General features: G+C 68.6%; 15 protein-coding genes. 11 read left to right on the forward strand and 4 right to left on the reverse strand.

Annotated elements, in window-relative coordinates; all coding sequences use genetic code 11:
- Window positions 1-4 precede the first annotated feature (4 nt).
- The 9 genes from ACIG36_RS27005 (at window position 5) to ACIG36_RS27045 (ending at window position 10,522) form a co-directional block, all read left to right on the forward strand.
- Window positions 5-745 (forward strand): hypothetical protein, encoded by a 741-nt coding sequence (locus tag ACIG36_RS27005; RefSeq protein WP_399932969.1) that lies wholly within the window; start codon window positions 5-7, stop codon window positions 743-745.
- Window positions 746-851: 106 nt separating this feature from the next.
- Complete coding sequence (locus ACIG36_RS27010) at window positions 852-1,190, forward strand: phage tail assembly protein (RefSeq protein ID WP_399932972.1); 339 nt, start codon at window positions 852-854, stop codon at window positions 1,188-1,190.
- Between the two features lie 374 nt (window positions 1,191-1,564).
- Window positions 1,565-5,551: a hypothetical protein gene (locus ACIG36_RS27015; protein ID WP_399932975.1), complete on the forward strand. Its 3,987-nt coding sequence runs from the start codon at window positions 1,565-1,567 to the stop codon at window positions 5,549-5,551.
- Between the two features lie 196 nt (window positions 5,552-5,747).
- Window positions 5,748-6,401 (forward strand): phage distal tail protein, encoded by a 654-nt coding sequence (locus ACIG36_RS27020; protein ID WP_399932978.1) that lies wholly within the window; start codon window positions 5,748-5,750, stop codon window positions 6,399-6,401.
- A 27-nt stretch (window positions 6,402-6,428) separates the two neighbouring features.
- On the forward strand, window positions 6,429-7,607 hold the full coding sequence (locus ACIG36_RS27025; RefSeq protein ID WP_399932981.1) for a siphovirus ReqiPepy6 Gp37-like family protein: 1,179 nt from the start codon (window positions 6,429-6,431) through the stop codon (window positions 7,605-7,607).
- A gap of 3 nt (window positions 7,608-7,610) precedes the next feature.
- Window positions 7,611-7,916 (forward strand): hypothetical protein, encoded by a 306-nt coding sequence (locus ACIG36_RS27030; RefSeq protein WP_399932984.1) that lies wholly within the window; start codon window positions 7,611-7,613, stop codon window positions 7,914-7,916.
- Entirely contained in the window at window positions 7,916-9,007 is a 1,092-nt protein-coding gene (locus tag ACIG36_RS27035; RefSeq protein ID WP_399932987.1) for a hypothetical protein, read from the forward strand. The genes ACIG36_RS27030 and ACIG36_RS27035 overlap by 1 nt, the downstream gene beginning before the upstream one ends.
- A gap of 13 nt (window positions 9,008-9,020) precedes the next feature.
- Window positions 9,021-9,251: a hypothetical protein gene (locus ACIG36_RS27040; protein ID WP_399932990.1), complete on the forward strand. Its 231-nt coding sequence runs from the start codon at window positions 9,021-9,023 to the stop codon at window positions 9,249-9,251.
- 17 nt (window positions 9,252-9,268) lie between these two features.
- Window positions 9,269-10,522, forward strand: coding sequence for a tail fiber domain-containing protein (locus ACIG36_RS27045; protein WP_399932993.1), 1,254 nt, complete (start codon window positions 9,269-9,271; stop codon window positions 10,520-10,522).
- A gap of 4 nt (window positions 10,523-10,526) precedes the next feature.
- On the opposite strand, the gene ACIG36_RS27050 is transcribed toward ACIG36_RS27045, so the two are convergent.
- A complete protein-coding gene (locus tag ACIG36_RS27050) occupies window positions 10,527-10,835 on the reverse strand; it encodes a hypothetical protein (protein ID WP_399932996.1) in 309 nt (102 codons plus the stop codon).
- 98 nt (window positions 10,836-10,933) lie between these two features.
- Between ACIG36_RS27050 and ACIG36_RS27055 the strand changes: the two genes are divergently transcribed.
- Both ACIG36_RS27055 and ACIG36_RS27060 read left to right on the forward strand, forming a co-directional pair.
- Complete coding sequence (locus tag ACIG36_RS27055) at window positions 10,934-11,713, forward strand: CHAP domain-containing protein (protein WP_399932999.1); 780 nt, start codon at window positions 10,934-10,936, stop codon at window positions 11,711-11,713.
- The gene (locus tag ACIG36_RS27060) at window positions 11,710-11,937 is read left to right on the forward strand and encodes a hypothetical protein (protein ID WP_399933001.1); all 228 of its coding nucleotides are present in this window, start codon (window positions 11,710-11,712) and stop codon (window positions 11,935-11,937) included. The genes ACIG36_RS27055 and ACIG36_RS27060 overlap by 4 nt, the downstream gene beginning before the upstream one ends.
- Window positions 11,938-11,987: 50 nt before the next feature.
- Here ACIG36_RS27060 and ACIG36_RS27065 read toward each other — a convergent pair whose 3' ends face one another.
- From ACIG36_RS27065 to ACIG36_RS27075, 3 genes are read right to left on the reverse strand one after another with little or no spacing between them, the layout of a single operon-like run.
- Window positions 11,988-12,566, reverse strand: a complete 579-nt coding sequence (locus tag ACIG36_RS27065; protein ID WP_399933003.1) for a hypothetical protein — start codon at window positions 12,564-12,566, stop codon at window positions 11,988-11,990.
- Complete coding sequence (locus tag ACIG36_RS27070; protein WP_399933006.1) at window positions 12,563-13,261, reverse strand: hypothetical protein; 699 nt, start codon at window positions 13,259-13,261, stop codon at window positions 12,563-12,565. Before ACIG36_RS27070 ends, ACIG36_RS27065 begins: the two co-directional genes overlap by 4 nt.
- A 48-nt stretch (window positions 13,262-13,309) precedes the next feature.
- Window positions 13,310-14,179, reverse strand: a complete 870-nt coding sequence (locus ACIG36_RS27075) for a hypothetical protein (RefSeq protein ID WP_399933009.1) — start codon at window positions 14,177-14,179, stop codon at window positions 13,310-13,312.
- Window positions 14,180-14,181: the final 2 nt, after the last annotated feature.

The raw sequence follows: 14,181 nt of genomic DNA on the forward strand, positions 1-14,181 counted from the left end.
CCCCTTGGCGCTGAACGACAACGCGACGTTGGTTGTCGGCTCTGGCAATTACTTGACCGCCCCGGTCGGTACCGCCATGCCTGACGACCTTCTCGTGCCCGTGTCTCCGTGGCAGAACGTCGGCCACACCAGCCTTGAAGACGTCTTCGGAATTACTTCCGAGGGTGGCGAGGCGACCACGATCGGCACCCTTCAGAACAAGTCTCTTCGGACCAAGTATTCAGCCCGGACCGAGACCATGACTTTCACTTTGCAGCAGTTTGATACCGCTGCACTGCGGCTCTACTTCGGCGCCAACGCCCCGATCCTCCCGGACGGTTCTGTCGGCGTGCCGGCCGACCCTCAGCCGACTCAGTCGGCATTCCTCGCCATCTTCATCGACGGCGAGTCTCATTTCGCCTTCTACGCGCCGAAGGCCGAAATCTACCGGGCCGACGACATGGCGATTGCCGACACCGAGTCCCTCGCCGGACTGCCGCTCGGCGTGAAGCCCATGATCCATGGCAACAACACGTGGACGTACGCCGTGACCCCGCTGGGCGGCACTGTCGCCACGGGCGCGAGCGCGGGCAGCCCCGGTTCCTTCACGCCTGCTGGCGCAGTCGCCCCGGCTGACCTCGCGGCGCTCGGCTCCGTGATCGCCACGCCCACCGCGAAGTGGGCCACCGGCCAGCACGTCGTGCTCGGCGACTCCTCGAAGGCGCACTGGACCGGCACCGCCTGGGCGGCCGGCATCGCCACCTGATCCACCCAACTCCCGGCGCGAGCGCACGCGGACCCGCTCGCGCCGGGCGCTCCTCCCCTCCTTGGTCCGTCCCCTGCACTTCAACTTCCGGAGGTCCGCACCCCCCATGGCTTCTTTCTCCCTCGACGACATCCGCTCCGCCGCTGAGGCGAAGTACGGCTCGACCGACATCGAGCTGGGCGACGACACGGTCCGTCTGCTCAACCCGCTTCGCCTGCCGAAGGAGACGCGCACCAAGCTCGCGCAGCTCCAGGACCTTATGGGCGGCGAGGACGCTGACCAGGAGGAACTGCTCGCGCAGGCGATCCGGCTGGTGGCCGAGCACGCGAAGGCGGCGGACAAGCTCCTAGCGGCCGTGGGCGGCGATCTCGCTGTGCTCGCCGAAATCTTCGACGCCTACGGCCGGGGCGCCCAGGTGGGGGAAGCCTCGGCCTCGCGCGACTGATCGACGACTACGGCGAGGGCCTGTACGCGGACCTGCACTTCTACTACGGCGTTGATCTCGCCGAGGTAATCGCGGGCCGCGGGCCCTCGCCCGCGCTCTGTCTGCTCCTCGTCGCGAGGCTGCCCGACACATCCCTGACCACTGCCCTCGCGGCGGGCGGCAGGGAGCACTTCGGCTGGGGCCAGGATCGGCACCTGCGCGCCGATCTGTACGACGCGCTCAACTCCAACACCCGGGCCACCGGCCAGTGGGGCCGAGGCAAGGCCCCGAAGATCCCGCCGTTCCCCCGCCCGCAGGTCAAGGCCAAGAAGAAGGCCGGCAAGCGGCCCACCACCGTGGCCGAGATTTACAAGCACTTTCAGCGGAGGTAGCCCTTGTCAGCGGGCCAGATCATCGGCCGTGTCTCCATCAAGGTCTCCCCCGACACCAAGAACTTCAAGCAGGACGCGGAGCGCCAGCTCGACCGCATCGAGCAGCAGCTCGACAGGGTCAAGGTGTCGACGAAGATCGACATGTCCGGCGTCTCGACGGAGTTCATCGAGGCCGTACGGAAGATCAACAAGCGGAACCGTCAGATCGACGCCCGCAAGATCCGCTTCTACACCACGATCAGCACCGACGGCATGGCAACCGCCGTGCGCAACGCCGTCCGGGAGCTCCAGCAGCGGGCGAACCGCGAGCGGATCGATTTCAAGGCCAACGACCTCACGGCAACCGGCAAGATCGAGCTGGAGCTCGACCAGCAGTCGGCCGACAAGGCGAAGCGCAAGCTCAAAGACTGGGCCGACGATGTCTCGCCGCTGAAGGTGAAGGTCGAGCCGGACCTCGCGAACGGCTCCGGGGCGGCGCTCTCCGCGCACCTGCAAGTCCTCACCCGGCCGCGTACGGTCCCGATCGTTCCCGAGCTGGACAACACGGCCGTGGCGAAGGTCGCGGGCACGCTCGCCGCCCTGTCCGGCGCACGGGTGCTGAACTCGATCTTCGAGAAGCTGGGCAACACAATCCGGAACCTCGACAAGAGCGTTCCGATCATCGGCTCCCTGTCCCTTGCGATTGCCGGCCTGGCCGGGTGGGGCCTCACCGCGGCTTCCAACCTCGCCGCCCTCTCCTCCAGCCTCGCGCAGATCGGTTACGCCGGTCTGCTCCTGCCGGGCCTCCTCGGCGGCATGGCGGTCGGCATTGGGACGACCGTCGCGGCCTTCAAGGACTTCAACAAGGTCATCCCCGAGGCCAAGGCCGCCCTCAGCGGCCTCCAGGACGCCATCTCGGCGAACTTCTGGGACAAGGCCAAGGAGCCGATCAGGCAGCTCGTCGAGGACCTGCTGCCCAAGTTCAGGGCGGGCGTCGAGAGCACCGCGACCGCGCTGGGTGGCTTCTTCGGCTCCTTCGCCACCAACCTGAACAAGGCCCTCGATCCGGCCCTTGATCAGATGTTCAAGGACCTGTCCGGGTCCATCGAGAACGCGACCAAGGGCACCGACACCTTCGCGTCGATCATCGCCACCCTCGGCAAGGTCGGCACCAGCTATCTCCCCTCGCTGGCGAACTGGTTCGTCCAGATCAGCGAGAAGTTCGACGCCTTCCTCCAGCGGAAGGGCGAGGACGGGCTCAAGAAGGAGATCAACGAGGGGATCGATGCCCTTCAGGATCTCGGCTCGGTCCTCTACAACACCGGCGGCATCCTCGCGGGCGTCGCACGGGCGGCCGAGGCCGCGGGCGGCTCCACGCTCGCGATGCTGGCCGGCACCCTGGAGCGAATCCACAAGACGGTGGACTCGCCCGGGTTCCAGCAGGGCCTGACCGGCGTCTTCATGGCCGCGCACGCGGCGATGAACCAGATCGCCACCCTCTCGGGCCCGGCGGTCAAGAACTTCTTCATCGAGCTCGGCGACCTTGCAGAAACGATTCTGCCAATCGTCGGCCGGACCATCGGCACCGCGCTGGCCGCCATCGCCTCGGCGCTCGCGCAGCCCGCCGTCACCGACGGCGTCCAGATGATGTTCAGCGGCTTCGAGGCCGCTGTCTCCGCCCTCGCCCCGGCGATGGCCCCGCTCGGCCAGGCGCTCGGTGCCCTCATGCGGGTCGTCGGCGCGTTCGCGGCGATGCTCGGCCCGCTCGTCGCAGCCGCGCTCGTCCCGCTGGCGAACGCCTTCACGGCGCTGGCCCCGGCGGTCATCCCGATCATCCAGCTCCTGGGCAGCGAGCTGACGAGCGTCATCCAGCAGCTCGCGCCGGTCTTCGCTCAGCTCGTCCCGGTCATCGGTGAAGCGCTCGGCGTCGCCTTCGGCGCGCTGGCGACGATCCTGCCGCCGGTCGCGGAGCTGTTCACGACGATCATGGCGGCGGTCGCGCCGTTGGTCGCCTCGCTGGTCGAGGGCCTGGCCCCGATCCTGCCGCTCGTCGCGACGGCGTTCTCGGCGATCGTCACGGCCGTCACGCCGGTCGTCGATCTGCTGATGCAGCTCTTCAGCGCGGTCATCACCCCGCTGATCCCGCTGTTCGAGTACATCGTCGCCGCGTGCCTGCCGCCGCTGACGGAGGCGTTCCAGCGGGTCAGCGAGGCGCTTCAGCCCTTCCTCCAGGCGCTGATCCAGGTCGTCAACTTCATCATGCCGATCTTGGTCCCGGCATTGCAGTTCGTCGCGGACTTCATCATCGGCGCGCTCGCGATGGCGCTCGACGGCATCGTGGACGTGATCACCGGCGTCCTCGACACGATCATGGGTGTCTGGGAAATCTTCGCCGGCATCTTCACCGGCGACTGGTCCCGCGCCTGGGAAGGCGTCAAGCAGGTCTTCGGCGGCATCTGGGACATCATCGTCGGCGTCTTCAAGGTCGTCATCAACATCGGCATCTTCGGCGTCCTGAAGAAGGGCATGGCCCTCATCAAGGCCGTCTGGACCGGCGGTTGGGGCCTGATCAAGTCCTTCTTCATCGGCATCTGGAACGCCATCCGCGGCGGTCTCGGCGTCGCCTGGACTGCCATCAAGGGCTACATCGACGACGGCCTGCGCAACGTCCGATCCATCTGGTCGTCCGGCTGGAACACGGTCAAGCAGTTCTTCATCGACGCCTGGAACGCCATCAAGACCAAGGCAGTCGAGGGCGCCAAGGCTCTGTGGCAGGCCATCAAGGACGGCGTCGAGCAGTCGATCAAGTTCGTCAAGGAACTGCCGTCCAAGGCCAAGGAGGCGCTCAGCAACCTCGGCTCGACGCTGCTCTCCGCCGGTAAGGAGCTGATCAAGGGCTTCATCAAGGGCATCACCAGCATGTTCGGTGGCGTCAAGGAAACCCTCGGCAACCTCACCGACAAGCTCACCTCGTGGAAGGGCCCGCCCGAGAAGGACGCGATCCTGCTGTACGACGCGGGCAAGCTGATCATCAAGGGTCTGATCAAGGGCCTCGAGTCTGAGTACGACAACGTCAAGCGGTCGCTGAACGATCTGACGGCAAAGATCCCGAAGAACGCCAGCAAGGGGCTGAAGGACCGGATCAACCGGGACCGCACCCAGCTCCTCAAGCTCGCCGCCCAGTGGGACGCCGGGTCCAAGCAACTCGAAGCGGCCCGCGACAAGCTGGACAGGCTCCGGGACCAGGCCCACGACTACGCCTCGCGCGTCGCGGACCGGATCATCGACACCGGCGACGTGACGAAGGCGAAGGACTCGTCCTTCGGCGGCATCGTCGCCGACCTCACGGCCGCCGTGGACCAGGCGAAGCGTTTCGCCAAGGCCCTTGCAGTCCTGAAGTCGAAGGGCCTGTCCCAGACGGCGATCGACCAGATCGCCTCTGCCGGGCCGGAGGCCGGGCTCGCGGCGGCCGAGTCGATCGCGGCAGCCGGCAAGGACGGCATCGACGAGATCAACCGCCTCCAGGAGGAGCTGGCCAAGTACGCCAAGCAGGCGGGCAAGACCGCCTCGGATGCCATGTACGCCAACGGCATCGCGGTGGCCGAGGGGATCGTCAAGGGCCTGGAGGCCCGGCAGAAGGTGATCGAGGCCCAGATGCTCAAGATCGCCGACGCCATGGTGGACGCGATCAAGAAGAGCCTTGGCATCCACTCGCCCAGCCGGGTCTTCGCCAAGCTCGGCGGCTTCGTCGGCCAGGGCTTTGCCAAGGGCATTGAGGGCGAGTCCGGCCGGGTGGCCAAGGCAGTCGACGCCATCACCGCCCGCCCCAGCGCCACCGACTACGCCAGCGCAGCGCGCTCTGCATCGGCCGCCATCGCGAGCGGTCTCGGCCCGGCCGGAAGCGGCGGGGTGACCAAGGTTCTCAACTACTACGCGGCCAGCGGCTCGTCGCTCAGCTCCCAGGAGGAGCTGTTCGCGGCGACCCACCGCGCACGAATGGTGGGGTGGTGACTGAGTGACTGCACTCCTGTTGGAGACAGAGCGTGATTCGCTCGACCTCAACGGGGTGGCAGCCGACGGATTCGGATACCAGGCTACGGCTGGAGCAACGGGTTTCGGCCTGCCGTCCGTGAATGCACAGTGGCTGGAGGGTGCCGGAGACGGCTCCCGATTCCGCGGGCAGCGCGTTCTGTCCCGCGATCTCGACATGCCCCTCGACATCGTCGGCCGGAACCGGGCACACCTGCGCTCGCTGATCTCGCGCCTCGCGCGGGCCGTAGCGCAGGAGTGTTCGCTCGTCCTGGTCGACGATGAAGGGGTGCGCTGGTCGACCCCCGTCTACCGGACGGGCGGCGGCGAGATCGAACTCGCCTCGACGAACGACGTGCAGACCACGATCTCGTTCCGGGCCCCCGACCCGTACTTCACGGCGAGCACCGTCTCGACGCAGCGGGTCGGGGGCGACCCCGGCACGACACCGTTCCTGTCGTCGCTGGTGTCGATGCCGCTCGCGGCATCTCAGGCCATCGGTGAGATCCAGCTCGACAACACCGGAGACGTGCCGGCCTACCCCGTGTGGGAGGTCTACGGGCCCGGCCGGGACCTCACCGTGACATCCCCGACCGGCGAGACGCTGCGCTGGACCGGCTCCCTGTCGGCCACGGAGAAGCTTGTCGTGGACACCCGCAACGGCACCGTCAAGGACGGCACGGGGGCGAATCGTTACGCCCTGCTCGACACCGCGCCCCGGTTCTGGACCGTGCCGCCCGGCGTCTCGACCGCGACCGTCCGACTCCTCGACACCACCGCCGCTTCCCGAATCGTCTGCTCCTGGCGCCCGCGCCGCTGGATGGTGATCTGACTGAAACTCACAGACCTCACCGTCGAAGTGCGGGATCGAACGCTGACCCGCATCGGGCTGATTCGGCCCGAGGACTTGTCGCTGGAGCTGGAGGACAAGTTCAACAACGTCGGCTCCTGGAAGGCGACCCTGCCCAGCGAGCACCCGCTCGCCGACACCCTGCGCCTGCCCGGCGCGGGCCTGATCATCACCGGCCCCGGGGACGTGCTGATGTCCGGACCGGTCACCAGCTCCGAGTACGCAGCCAGCCCCGAGGACCGCTACGGCTCCATCGTCTTCGAGGGCGTCTCCGACTCGGTGATCCTCCTCGACATGCTCGCCTGGCCCGAACCCGCGAACGCGGACGTGACCACCCAGAAGGTCGGCCACGACGAGCGCAGTGGCCCGGCTGAGAGCCTGATGCACGCGTACGTCAACGCCAACTGCGGGCCCAGCGCCCCTGCGGCACGGCGCCGCGCGGGGCTGGTCATGGGCTCGAACGGCGCCCGGGGGCCGGTCATCTCCAAGTCCGCACGCTTCCCCACCTTGGGGGAGCTGCTGACCGGCATCGCGGCCGTGGCTGACCTCGGCTTCCGGATCGTGCAGCGCGGCAACCAGCTCGTCTTCGAGACGTTCCAGGTCGCCGACCGCTCGCGCGAGGTCCGGCTCGACGTACTGGCCGGCACACTCGCCGGACAACGCGTTGCGGTCTCCACGCCGGGCGCGACCCGCGTCATCGTCGCAGGCCAGGGCGAGCAGGAAGCCCGTACGTTCCTCCCCGTCGACAACGCCGCCTCCGTGGAGGCCGAAGGCGACTGGGCCAGGCGCATTGAGAAGTTCGTCGACCAGCGCAACACCAACGACGCCACCGAGCTCAAGCAGGCGGGCGACGAGCTGCTGGCCGACGAGGGTTTCACCAGGACCGCCGTACAAGCCGTCCCCGTCGAGGACTCCTCCATGGAGTTCGGCGTCGACTGGGGCCTGGGGGATCGCGTCTGCGTCGTCGCGGGCGGCCAGGAGCTGACGGCCCCCGTCACCGGCCTGGTCCTCAAGGCGGGTGACAGCGGCTTCCAGGCCGGAGCACTCCTCGGTGACCCCACCGGCTTCGATCCGCGGGCCGCAGTCGCCCAGCGCTCGCAGAGCACCGAACGTCGCGTCTCCGCGCTGGAGCGCAACGCAGAAGGAGGCGGGGCCGATCCCGTCATGAGCCTTATGGGAGTTTTCTAAGCAGTGGCGCATACGCCCAAAGCCTTCTTCCGGGCGGCACTTCCGACCGCCATCACCACCGTCTACACCGTCCCCGCATCCGGCGTCGCGGTCGTCACCAACATCGTCGCCACCAATCCGTCATCGAGCACGGCCGCCAGCGTCACCGTCCGCCTCGGTGGCGTTCCGCTCCTGTCGGGTGTCGGCATCGCGCCGAGCGGCGTCCTGACCCTGGACCTCCGGCAAGTCCTCACCGCTGGGGACACGATCGAAGTCCAGGGATCGGGCGCACAGGCCCACACGCACGTCAGCGGCGTGGAGGTGATCTGATGAGCCTGAGCGTCTGGCCGGCACCCGAGGACAAGGGCGTCGTCGGCCCCACCGGGGCGACCGGGGCCCAGGGCCCGAAGGGCGACACGGGACCTGCGGGACCACAGGGCGCCAAGGGAGACACCGGCCCCGCAGGAGCGACAGGTCCCGCAGGTCCGCAAGGGGCAACGGGCCCCACAGGAGCCACTGGCCCCACTGGTCCCCAAGGGCCCAAGGGCGACACCGGCCCCGCCGGACCGCAGGGAGCAGCCGGGCCCCAAGGACCGGCGGGGGCACCCGGGCTTGTACGGAGCGTCAACGGCGTCTCGGCGGCCGACATCACCCTCACTGCGACGGACCTGGGTGCGGTCGCTACGGCCGACAAGGGCGCCGCCAACGGCATCGCCCCGCTCAATGAGTTCGGCAACGTGCCCACCGCGAATCTTCCCGACCTCGGAGCAACGTACGTCAAGGTGTCCACCCGTGGCGCTGCGAACGGTGTCGCCTCGCTGGACTCCTCCGGTCGCGTGCCGGCCGCCCAGCTCGCCGAGGTGAACGAGTGGTGGCCGGAGGATCACGGGCTCGCCGCCTGGGCTTTTGACCCTGCGGTGGCCAACAGCACCGGCCTGTATCCCGGCTCCGGTCCGATCCGGGTAACAGCCGTACGGCTGCGGCAGTCCACGACCGTAAGCCGCATCGTCTGGCACGCGACCGGCTACGCGGGCGGCCTGACCACCGGGAGCTGGGCCGCGATCTACAACGCCAGCGGCACGCGCGTGGGCACCACGGGGGACATGGCGGCGGCCCCCTACGAACCTGCCGAGGTCCATAACGCGGGCGGAGCGACGATCAGTTCGCCCCTGACGGCCGCCGCGACGCTGGCGGCAGGCGTGTACTACGTCGCCTGGCGGATGACGTACAACACGAGCACCGGTGACGGCCCCATGCTCCTGGCCGCCGAGTCGAGCGCGGGCGCCCCGCCGAACTGGTTCGGCCTGAACACGCTGAAGCGTTTCGGCTACTACTCCAGCGGCGGCACCTCGTCCCCGTCGTCCATCGCTGTCTCCTCAATGCTCAACGGGGCCAACCGATTCTGGGTGGCCCTGGGATGACGAAAGGCCCTGAGTGAAAGCTATCTCCGCCCGCGTCCCGTTCCACCGGACCGGCGAGTACCAGAAGGTCTACGGCGCGGTGGAAGTCACCATCGGCGAGCCGTTCGCCTCGTACCCGGACCTGACCCCGCAGGAGCGCGAGGCACTCCTCCAGGCCGCCGTCACCGCGATCCGCGGTGCCCTGCCGGCCGACCTGGAGTCGATGTTCCCCACGCTGCGCGTCGCCGAGGACCGCACCCTCTGAAAGGAGCCCGCCGCTAAGTGGCGATCACGTCCTACCCCTTCGACGGCCAGTCCGTCACTGAGAGCCAGTACAGCCAGCTCTTCCGCGAGTTCGCGGACTCCGGAGTCGCCGCGTCGGCCGGGTCCAGCTCTTTCAGCGTCAGCGCCGACGGCGCGTCCATGGACGTCAAGGTCCAGCCCGGCTTCGCCGTGGTGCAGGGGCACGCAGTGCTCTCCACCGCAGTGGAGACGCTCTCCATCGCGGCGGCTGGCACGTCCACGCGGTACGACCGCGTCGTCCTGCGGCTCGATCCCGCTGTGAACCAGATCACTCTGGCCGTTCTGCAGGGTGTTGCGGGCGGCAGTGTCCCAGCACTCACGCAGACGGACACGGGTATCTACGAGCTGTCGCTCGCCACCATCACCGTCGGGGCGAACATCACCGCCGTCACGTCGGCCGCGGTGAGCAAGGAGCGCTCGTTCGTCGGCCACTCGGTCGGCGCCTGGATCAACGCGACTCGCCCCACCGCCCCGCGCCTGGGCAAGCTCGGATACAACTACGACGCCGACATCTTCGAGTTCTGGGACGGCTCGGCCTGGACTCCTCTGGTCTCCTCCGTCTCCTGGTCCAGCCTGACCGGCAAGCCGAGCACCTTCACACCCTCCGCGCACTCACACGAGTGGTCAGAGATCACCAACCGGCCGGCATCGCTGCCCCCGACTGCGCACAAGCATCCGTGGGGGGACATCACCGGGGCGCCCTCGACGTACCCTCCAGCGACGCATTCGCATTCGTGGGGCAGCATCTCCGACAAGCCGTCCACGTTTCCGCCCTCGGGACACTCCCACTCGGGCTACCTCGAGGCGGGGGACACGATTGCGTGGGCCAACGGCTCGAAGCAGCCCCACAACAACTCGGCCAGCGGCTCGGGGACGTGGTACGCGGTGTGGGTCGAGGGCGACGGGCGGTTCTGTCGCAACACGTCGAGCATCCGGTTCAAGGAGAACGTGAGGGACTTCGAGATACGTCCCGAGGACGTTCTCGCCTTGCGTCCCGTCATCTACGACCGCAAGGCGTCCGAGGAGACGCCCGAGCCCCGCAAGAACGAAGTGGGTCTCATTGCGGAGGAGGTCGAGAAGTCCCTCCCCTGGCTCGTGAACTACCTGGACGGCGAGGTCGACGGCCTGCGTTATGACCTCCTGGGCGTAGGGCTCGTGGCAGTCGCCAAGGAGCAGGCCGCGCGCATCGAGCGGCTGGAGGCCCTCGTCGAGGAGCTCGCGCGTGCCTCTTGAGCCCTCAGTGCAGGTCGCTTTCGTGAGTGCCGGCGGGGCCGTAACGGTGGCTCTGGTCGGGGTCCTCGTAGAGCTTGTGCGACGCCAGGGCGCCGCGCTGGCCGAGGTGCGTGAGCACACCCAAGAAGCCCGGGATCAGGTCTCCAACGACCACTCGACGAACCTCCGGGACGACTTGGATCGCGTCATCGGGGGACTCGATCGCGTCCTCGACGGCCAGGCGCAGCACAGCCGGGACATCGCAGCCCTGCGCGCCGACCTGGCCCACGAGCGGGTTGAGCGCCTCGCCGTGTCGGAACGGCTCGACTCGCACATCACGACTTCTGTCCCCACCCCATAAGTCCCCCTCCCCGCGCAAGGCCCTGTCCCCACGGGCGGGGCCTTTCGCATGTCCCGAAGGAGTCCCTATATATGGGCGACGCCCAGAACATAATCAACATCGCTAAGGCCGAGGTCGGTTACCACGAGGGCCGGTCCGACGGTCACTGGAACAACCACCAGCGCTACAGCCCGGCCGTCCCCGGCCTGGAGTGGAGCCAGAATCAGGCGTGGTGCGCGACCTTCGTCTCCTGGTGCGCCATGAAGGCCGGACTCGCCGACCTCTACCCGCGCACCGCGTCCTGCCTGACCGGCGTGGCCTGGTTCAAGCAGCGCAAGCGCTTCTCGGAGTACCCGGCCGTCGGCAGCCAGGTCTTCTTCGGCTCCGGCGGCGGCGCGCACACCGGCCTCGTGTACGCCTACGACGACGATTTCGTCTACACCGTCGAAGGCAACACGAACGCGGGCGGCTCGGCCGAGGGCGACGGCGTGTACCTGAAGAAGCGTGAGCGCCGCAGCTCGTACGTCTACGGGTACGGATACCCCGCGTACATCGAGGGCATCGACTCGGCGGACCCGGCCTGGAAGGGCAAGGCGCCGGCCAAGCCCGCCTCGCAGCTCGTCGCCCTCGCCTCCGGCGTGAAGCCGGGCGCACGGCACGCCCAGGTCCGCGAGCTTCAGCAGCTCCTGATCAAGGCGGGCTTCGGGCCGATCCCCGGCTCCGTCACCGACCTGTACGGCACGGAGACGCAGAAGGCCGTGGGCCGCTTCCACGACGCCAATCCGCGGTACCGCTCGGTGGGCGTGGCACACGACCCGAAGATCGGGCCGTCCGGGTTCGTCGCCCTTCAGAAGCTGGCGGGCCGCCGATGAGCAAGATGAAGACGCCCGGCTTCAAGCCGATCTCGCTGGTGAGCCTGCTGCCCGTCCGCTACCGCTCGCGCGTCGGCGCGTTCCTCGCCGCGCTGGGCGTGGTGGTCTCCATCGCGTCCATCGTCTACGCCGACTCGCCGGAGGTAGCCGTCATCGTGCAGATCCTCACGGCGCTCGGTGTGGTCGCCCCGAGCGAGGACGACTCCCCGGCGGAGCCGCAGTAACCCCAAGTCCCCCGCTGGCCCGTGTGGTCGGCGGGGGGCTTCGCTGCGTTTCAGGAGCCTTGCGCGGCCTTCTTGGCGGCCTTCTCCGCTTCGATCTCCTCCAGGGTCGTCACGCGCGCCCCGAGGCTGCCGCGGCCGGTGGTCTTCTTCGCCACCGTCTTCTTCGCCACCGTCTTCTTCGCCGCAGCCTTCTTGGCCGTGGTCTTCTTCGCCGCCGCCTTCTTCGCCGTCGTCCTCTTGGCGGCCGTGGCCTTCTTCGCGGCGGGGCGCGTCCTCGGAGCGGCCCTCTTCATCGGAGCTGCCTGCGGCTCCTCCTCTTCCGCCTGGGCCTCCTCTTCGGCGGGCGTCTCGGGCGCGGCTTCTGCCTCTGCCTCGGTGAAGGCCGCGACAGACGCTCCGGGGTAGAACAGCTTGATCAGAGGCGTTGCGTCATCGAGACACAGGTCCTTCCTGATCGGCTCGCCGTCCTCCACGGCAAGCGTGTACCTCTTGGCGGGCACGTCCCGTCGCTCGCAGACATCGCAGACGAGCATGGTGATCTGCAATTCCACTTCGTTGTGTCTCCTCGCCGTACGGGACTCGTCTCGGCGATTGTCCCGTACGGCGAGGAATGAGGAGGTCTTGTTCATCCGGTCGGCGCTTCGTTGAGCCGAGCGAGGTAGCGCGAGCCCTGACGGCGGTCACGGCCCATGGCCTTCGCAAGGGCCGGGCCGGTGACCTTCTTCCCTTCGGCGCGGATCGCCTTCGCGGCAGCCTTGAGCTCGTCGAGGCTGGGGCCGGGGCGACCCGGGCGGCGTCGGGCACGGGCCTGGGCCACCTCGTCCACGGGCACGTCGATGTCGAGGGCCTGCTGCTCGGGCTCGTCCTGCTCGGGCTCGTCCGGCTTCTCCTCCTGGTCCACGTGCGCAGTGACCGGTTCGGCAACGGCTTCCCGTCGGGCAGCGCGGATGATCATGTGGGCGACGTGTCCGACGACGATGGCCGGCACGGAGGAGACGGCGGCGGTCAGTGCCATGGAGGACTGCATGTATCCGGCGGCTATCCAGTGGGCGACGACCTGACCGGAGAGAGTCATGGCCAGGGCGCAGATCGCCCCGACGATGGCCGTGCCCCGACCCTTCTCGCCCTTGCGCCGGGTCTCGACGAACCAGACAGCGAAGGCCGTGTAGACGGACATGCAGACCGGCATTCCGGCCGCGACGATCTCACCCCATCCGGCGGCGCGGGCGAGCTGGTACTCGCCGGGGGCGGACATAGCGAGGGCGACGACGAGGACCAGGCCGCCGAGGACGTAGGCGTACCAGGGCAGGCGGGAGCTGGGCATGGGTGTCCTATCGGGTTGCGCAGGTGAAGGAGGTGTGCGGGGCGCCGGTCAGGCGCGGGCGGCCTTGCGGGCGCGGATGGAGGCGATCAGCTCGGCCCCTGCTCCGGTGACGTGGCCCAGGAGGTCATGGCCGGACTCGACCTCGCGGGCGAGCTCGACGAAGAGCGGCGGCGGGACGATGCCGGCACAGACGTTGCAGATGCCGGATTCCTGGCCTGCGGGCAGCAGGTTGCCGCAGCCGTCCGCGCAGTCGACGTAGGTCTTCCACAGGCGACGCGGGGCGGGCATCTTGCGCTGGAGGCGGTCTCCGACGAGCTTCGCGGCGGAGTACACGCGCGGCGGGAGGCCCTGCACCATGGCGTCGGTGAACTCGGCGACGGTGGCGCCGCGACGCAGCCACTCAGCCGCGAGGGGGGCGAGGGCTGCGGCCTGCCGGGCGGAGAGCTTGAGGCGGCTGTCGATTGCACCGAGCCGGGACAGCAACCGCGCGGCCTCTGTCGTGTGCTCGTTGTCGCCCTCCCTCTCCTCGGCCGAGGCGGCGTCGGCGTCAGGGGAGGTGGGAGGGGTCTTGGTCTCGTTCTTAGAGACAAGATCCTTGACGACCGAAGGGAGCCTTCCCGCAGCCCCGGGCGTCGCGGAGCCGGTTCCCGGCACGGGGGGAAGCGGAGAGAAGGTTTCCTGCGGGGTGTCGAAGACGTAGGTGTCGGTACGAACCCGGCCCCGGTCGTCCCGGTAGGTGTGGCGGAAGTAGTACCGCTTCGCGATCAGCTCGTCCACGGCGTCACGGATGCCCTTGCGCCCGATCCGCGGATTCTTGTCGGCGAGCTTGCGCACGTCTTCGTCGGCACCGTCGGGGAGGCTGAGCAGGTAGCCGAGGATGCCCCGGGCCGTGAAGGACAGCTCGCGATTGCGGAGCACGT

Source organism: Streptomyces sp. NPDC053048, from assembly GCF_044547045.1.
GTDB lineage: Bacteria > Actinomycetota > Actinomycetes > Streptomycetales > Streptomycetaceae > Streptomyces.

Coding starts and splice junctions, on each gene's coding strand:
- ACIG36_RS27035 (WP_399932987.1), top strand. CDS start 7,916: ATGAGCCTGAGCGTCTGGCCGGCACCCGAGGACAAGGGCGTCGTCGGC.
- ACIG36_RS27070 (WP_399933006.1), bottom strand. CDS start 13,261: ATGCCCAGCTCCCGCCTGCCCTGGTACGCCTACGTCCTCGGCGGCCTG.
- ACIG36_RS27055 (WP_399932999.1), top strand. CDS start 10,934: ATGGGCGACGCCCAGAACATAATCAACATCGCTAAGGCCGAGGTCGGT.
- ACIG36_RS27020 (WP_399932978.1), top strand. CDS start 5,748: ATGCCCCTCGACATCGTCGGCCGGAACCGGGCACACCTGCGCTCGCTG.
- ACIG36_RS27010 (WP_399932972.1), top strand. CDS start 852: ATGGCTTCTTTCTCCCTCGACGACATCCGCTCCGCCGCTGAGGCGAAG.
- ACIG36_RS27065 (WP_399933003.1), bottom strand. CDS start 12,566: ATGAACAAGACCTCCTCATTCCTCGCCGTACGGGACAATCGCCGAGAC.
- ACIG36_RS27060 (WP_399933001.1), top strand. CDS start 11,710: ATGAGCAAGATGAAGACGCCCGGCTTCAAGCCGATCTCGCTGGTGAGC.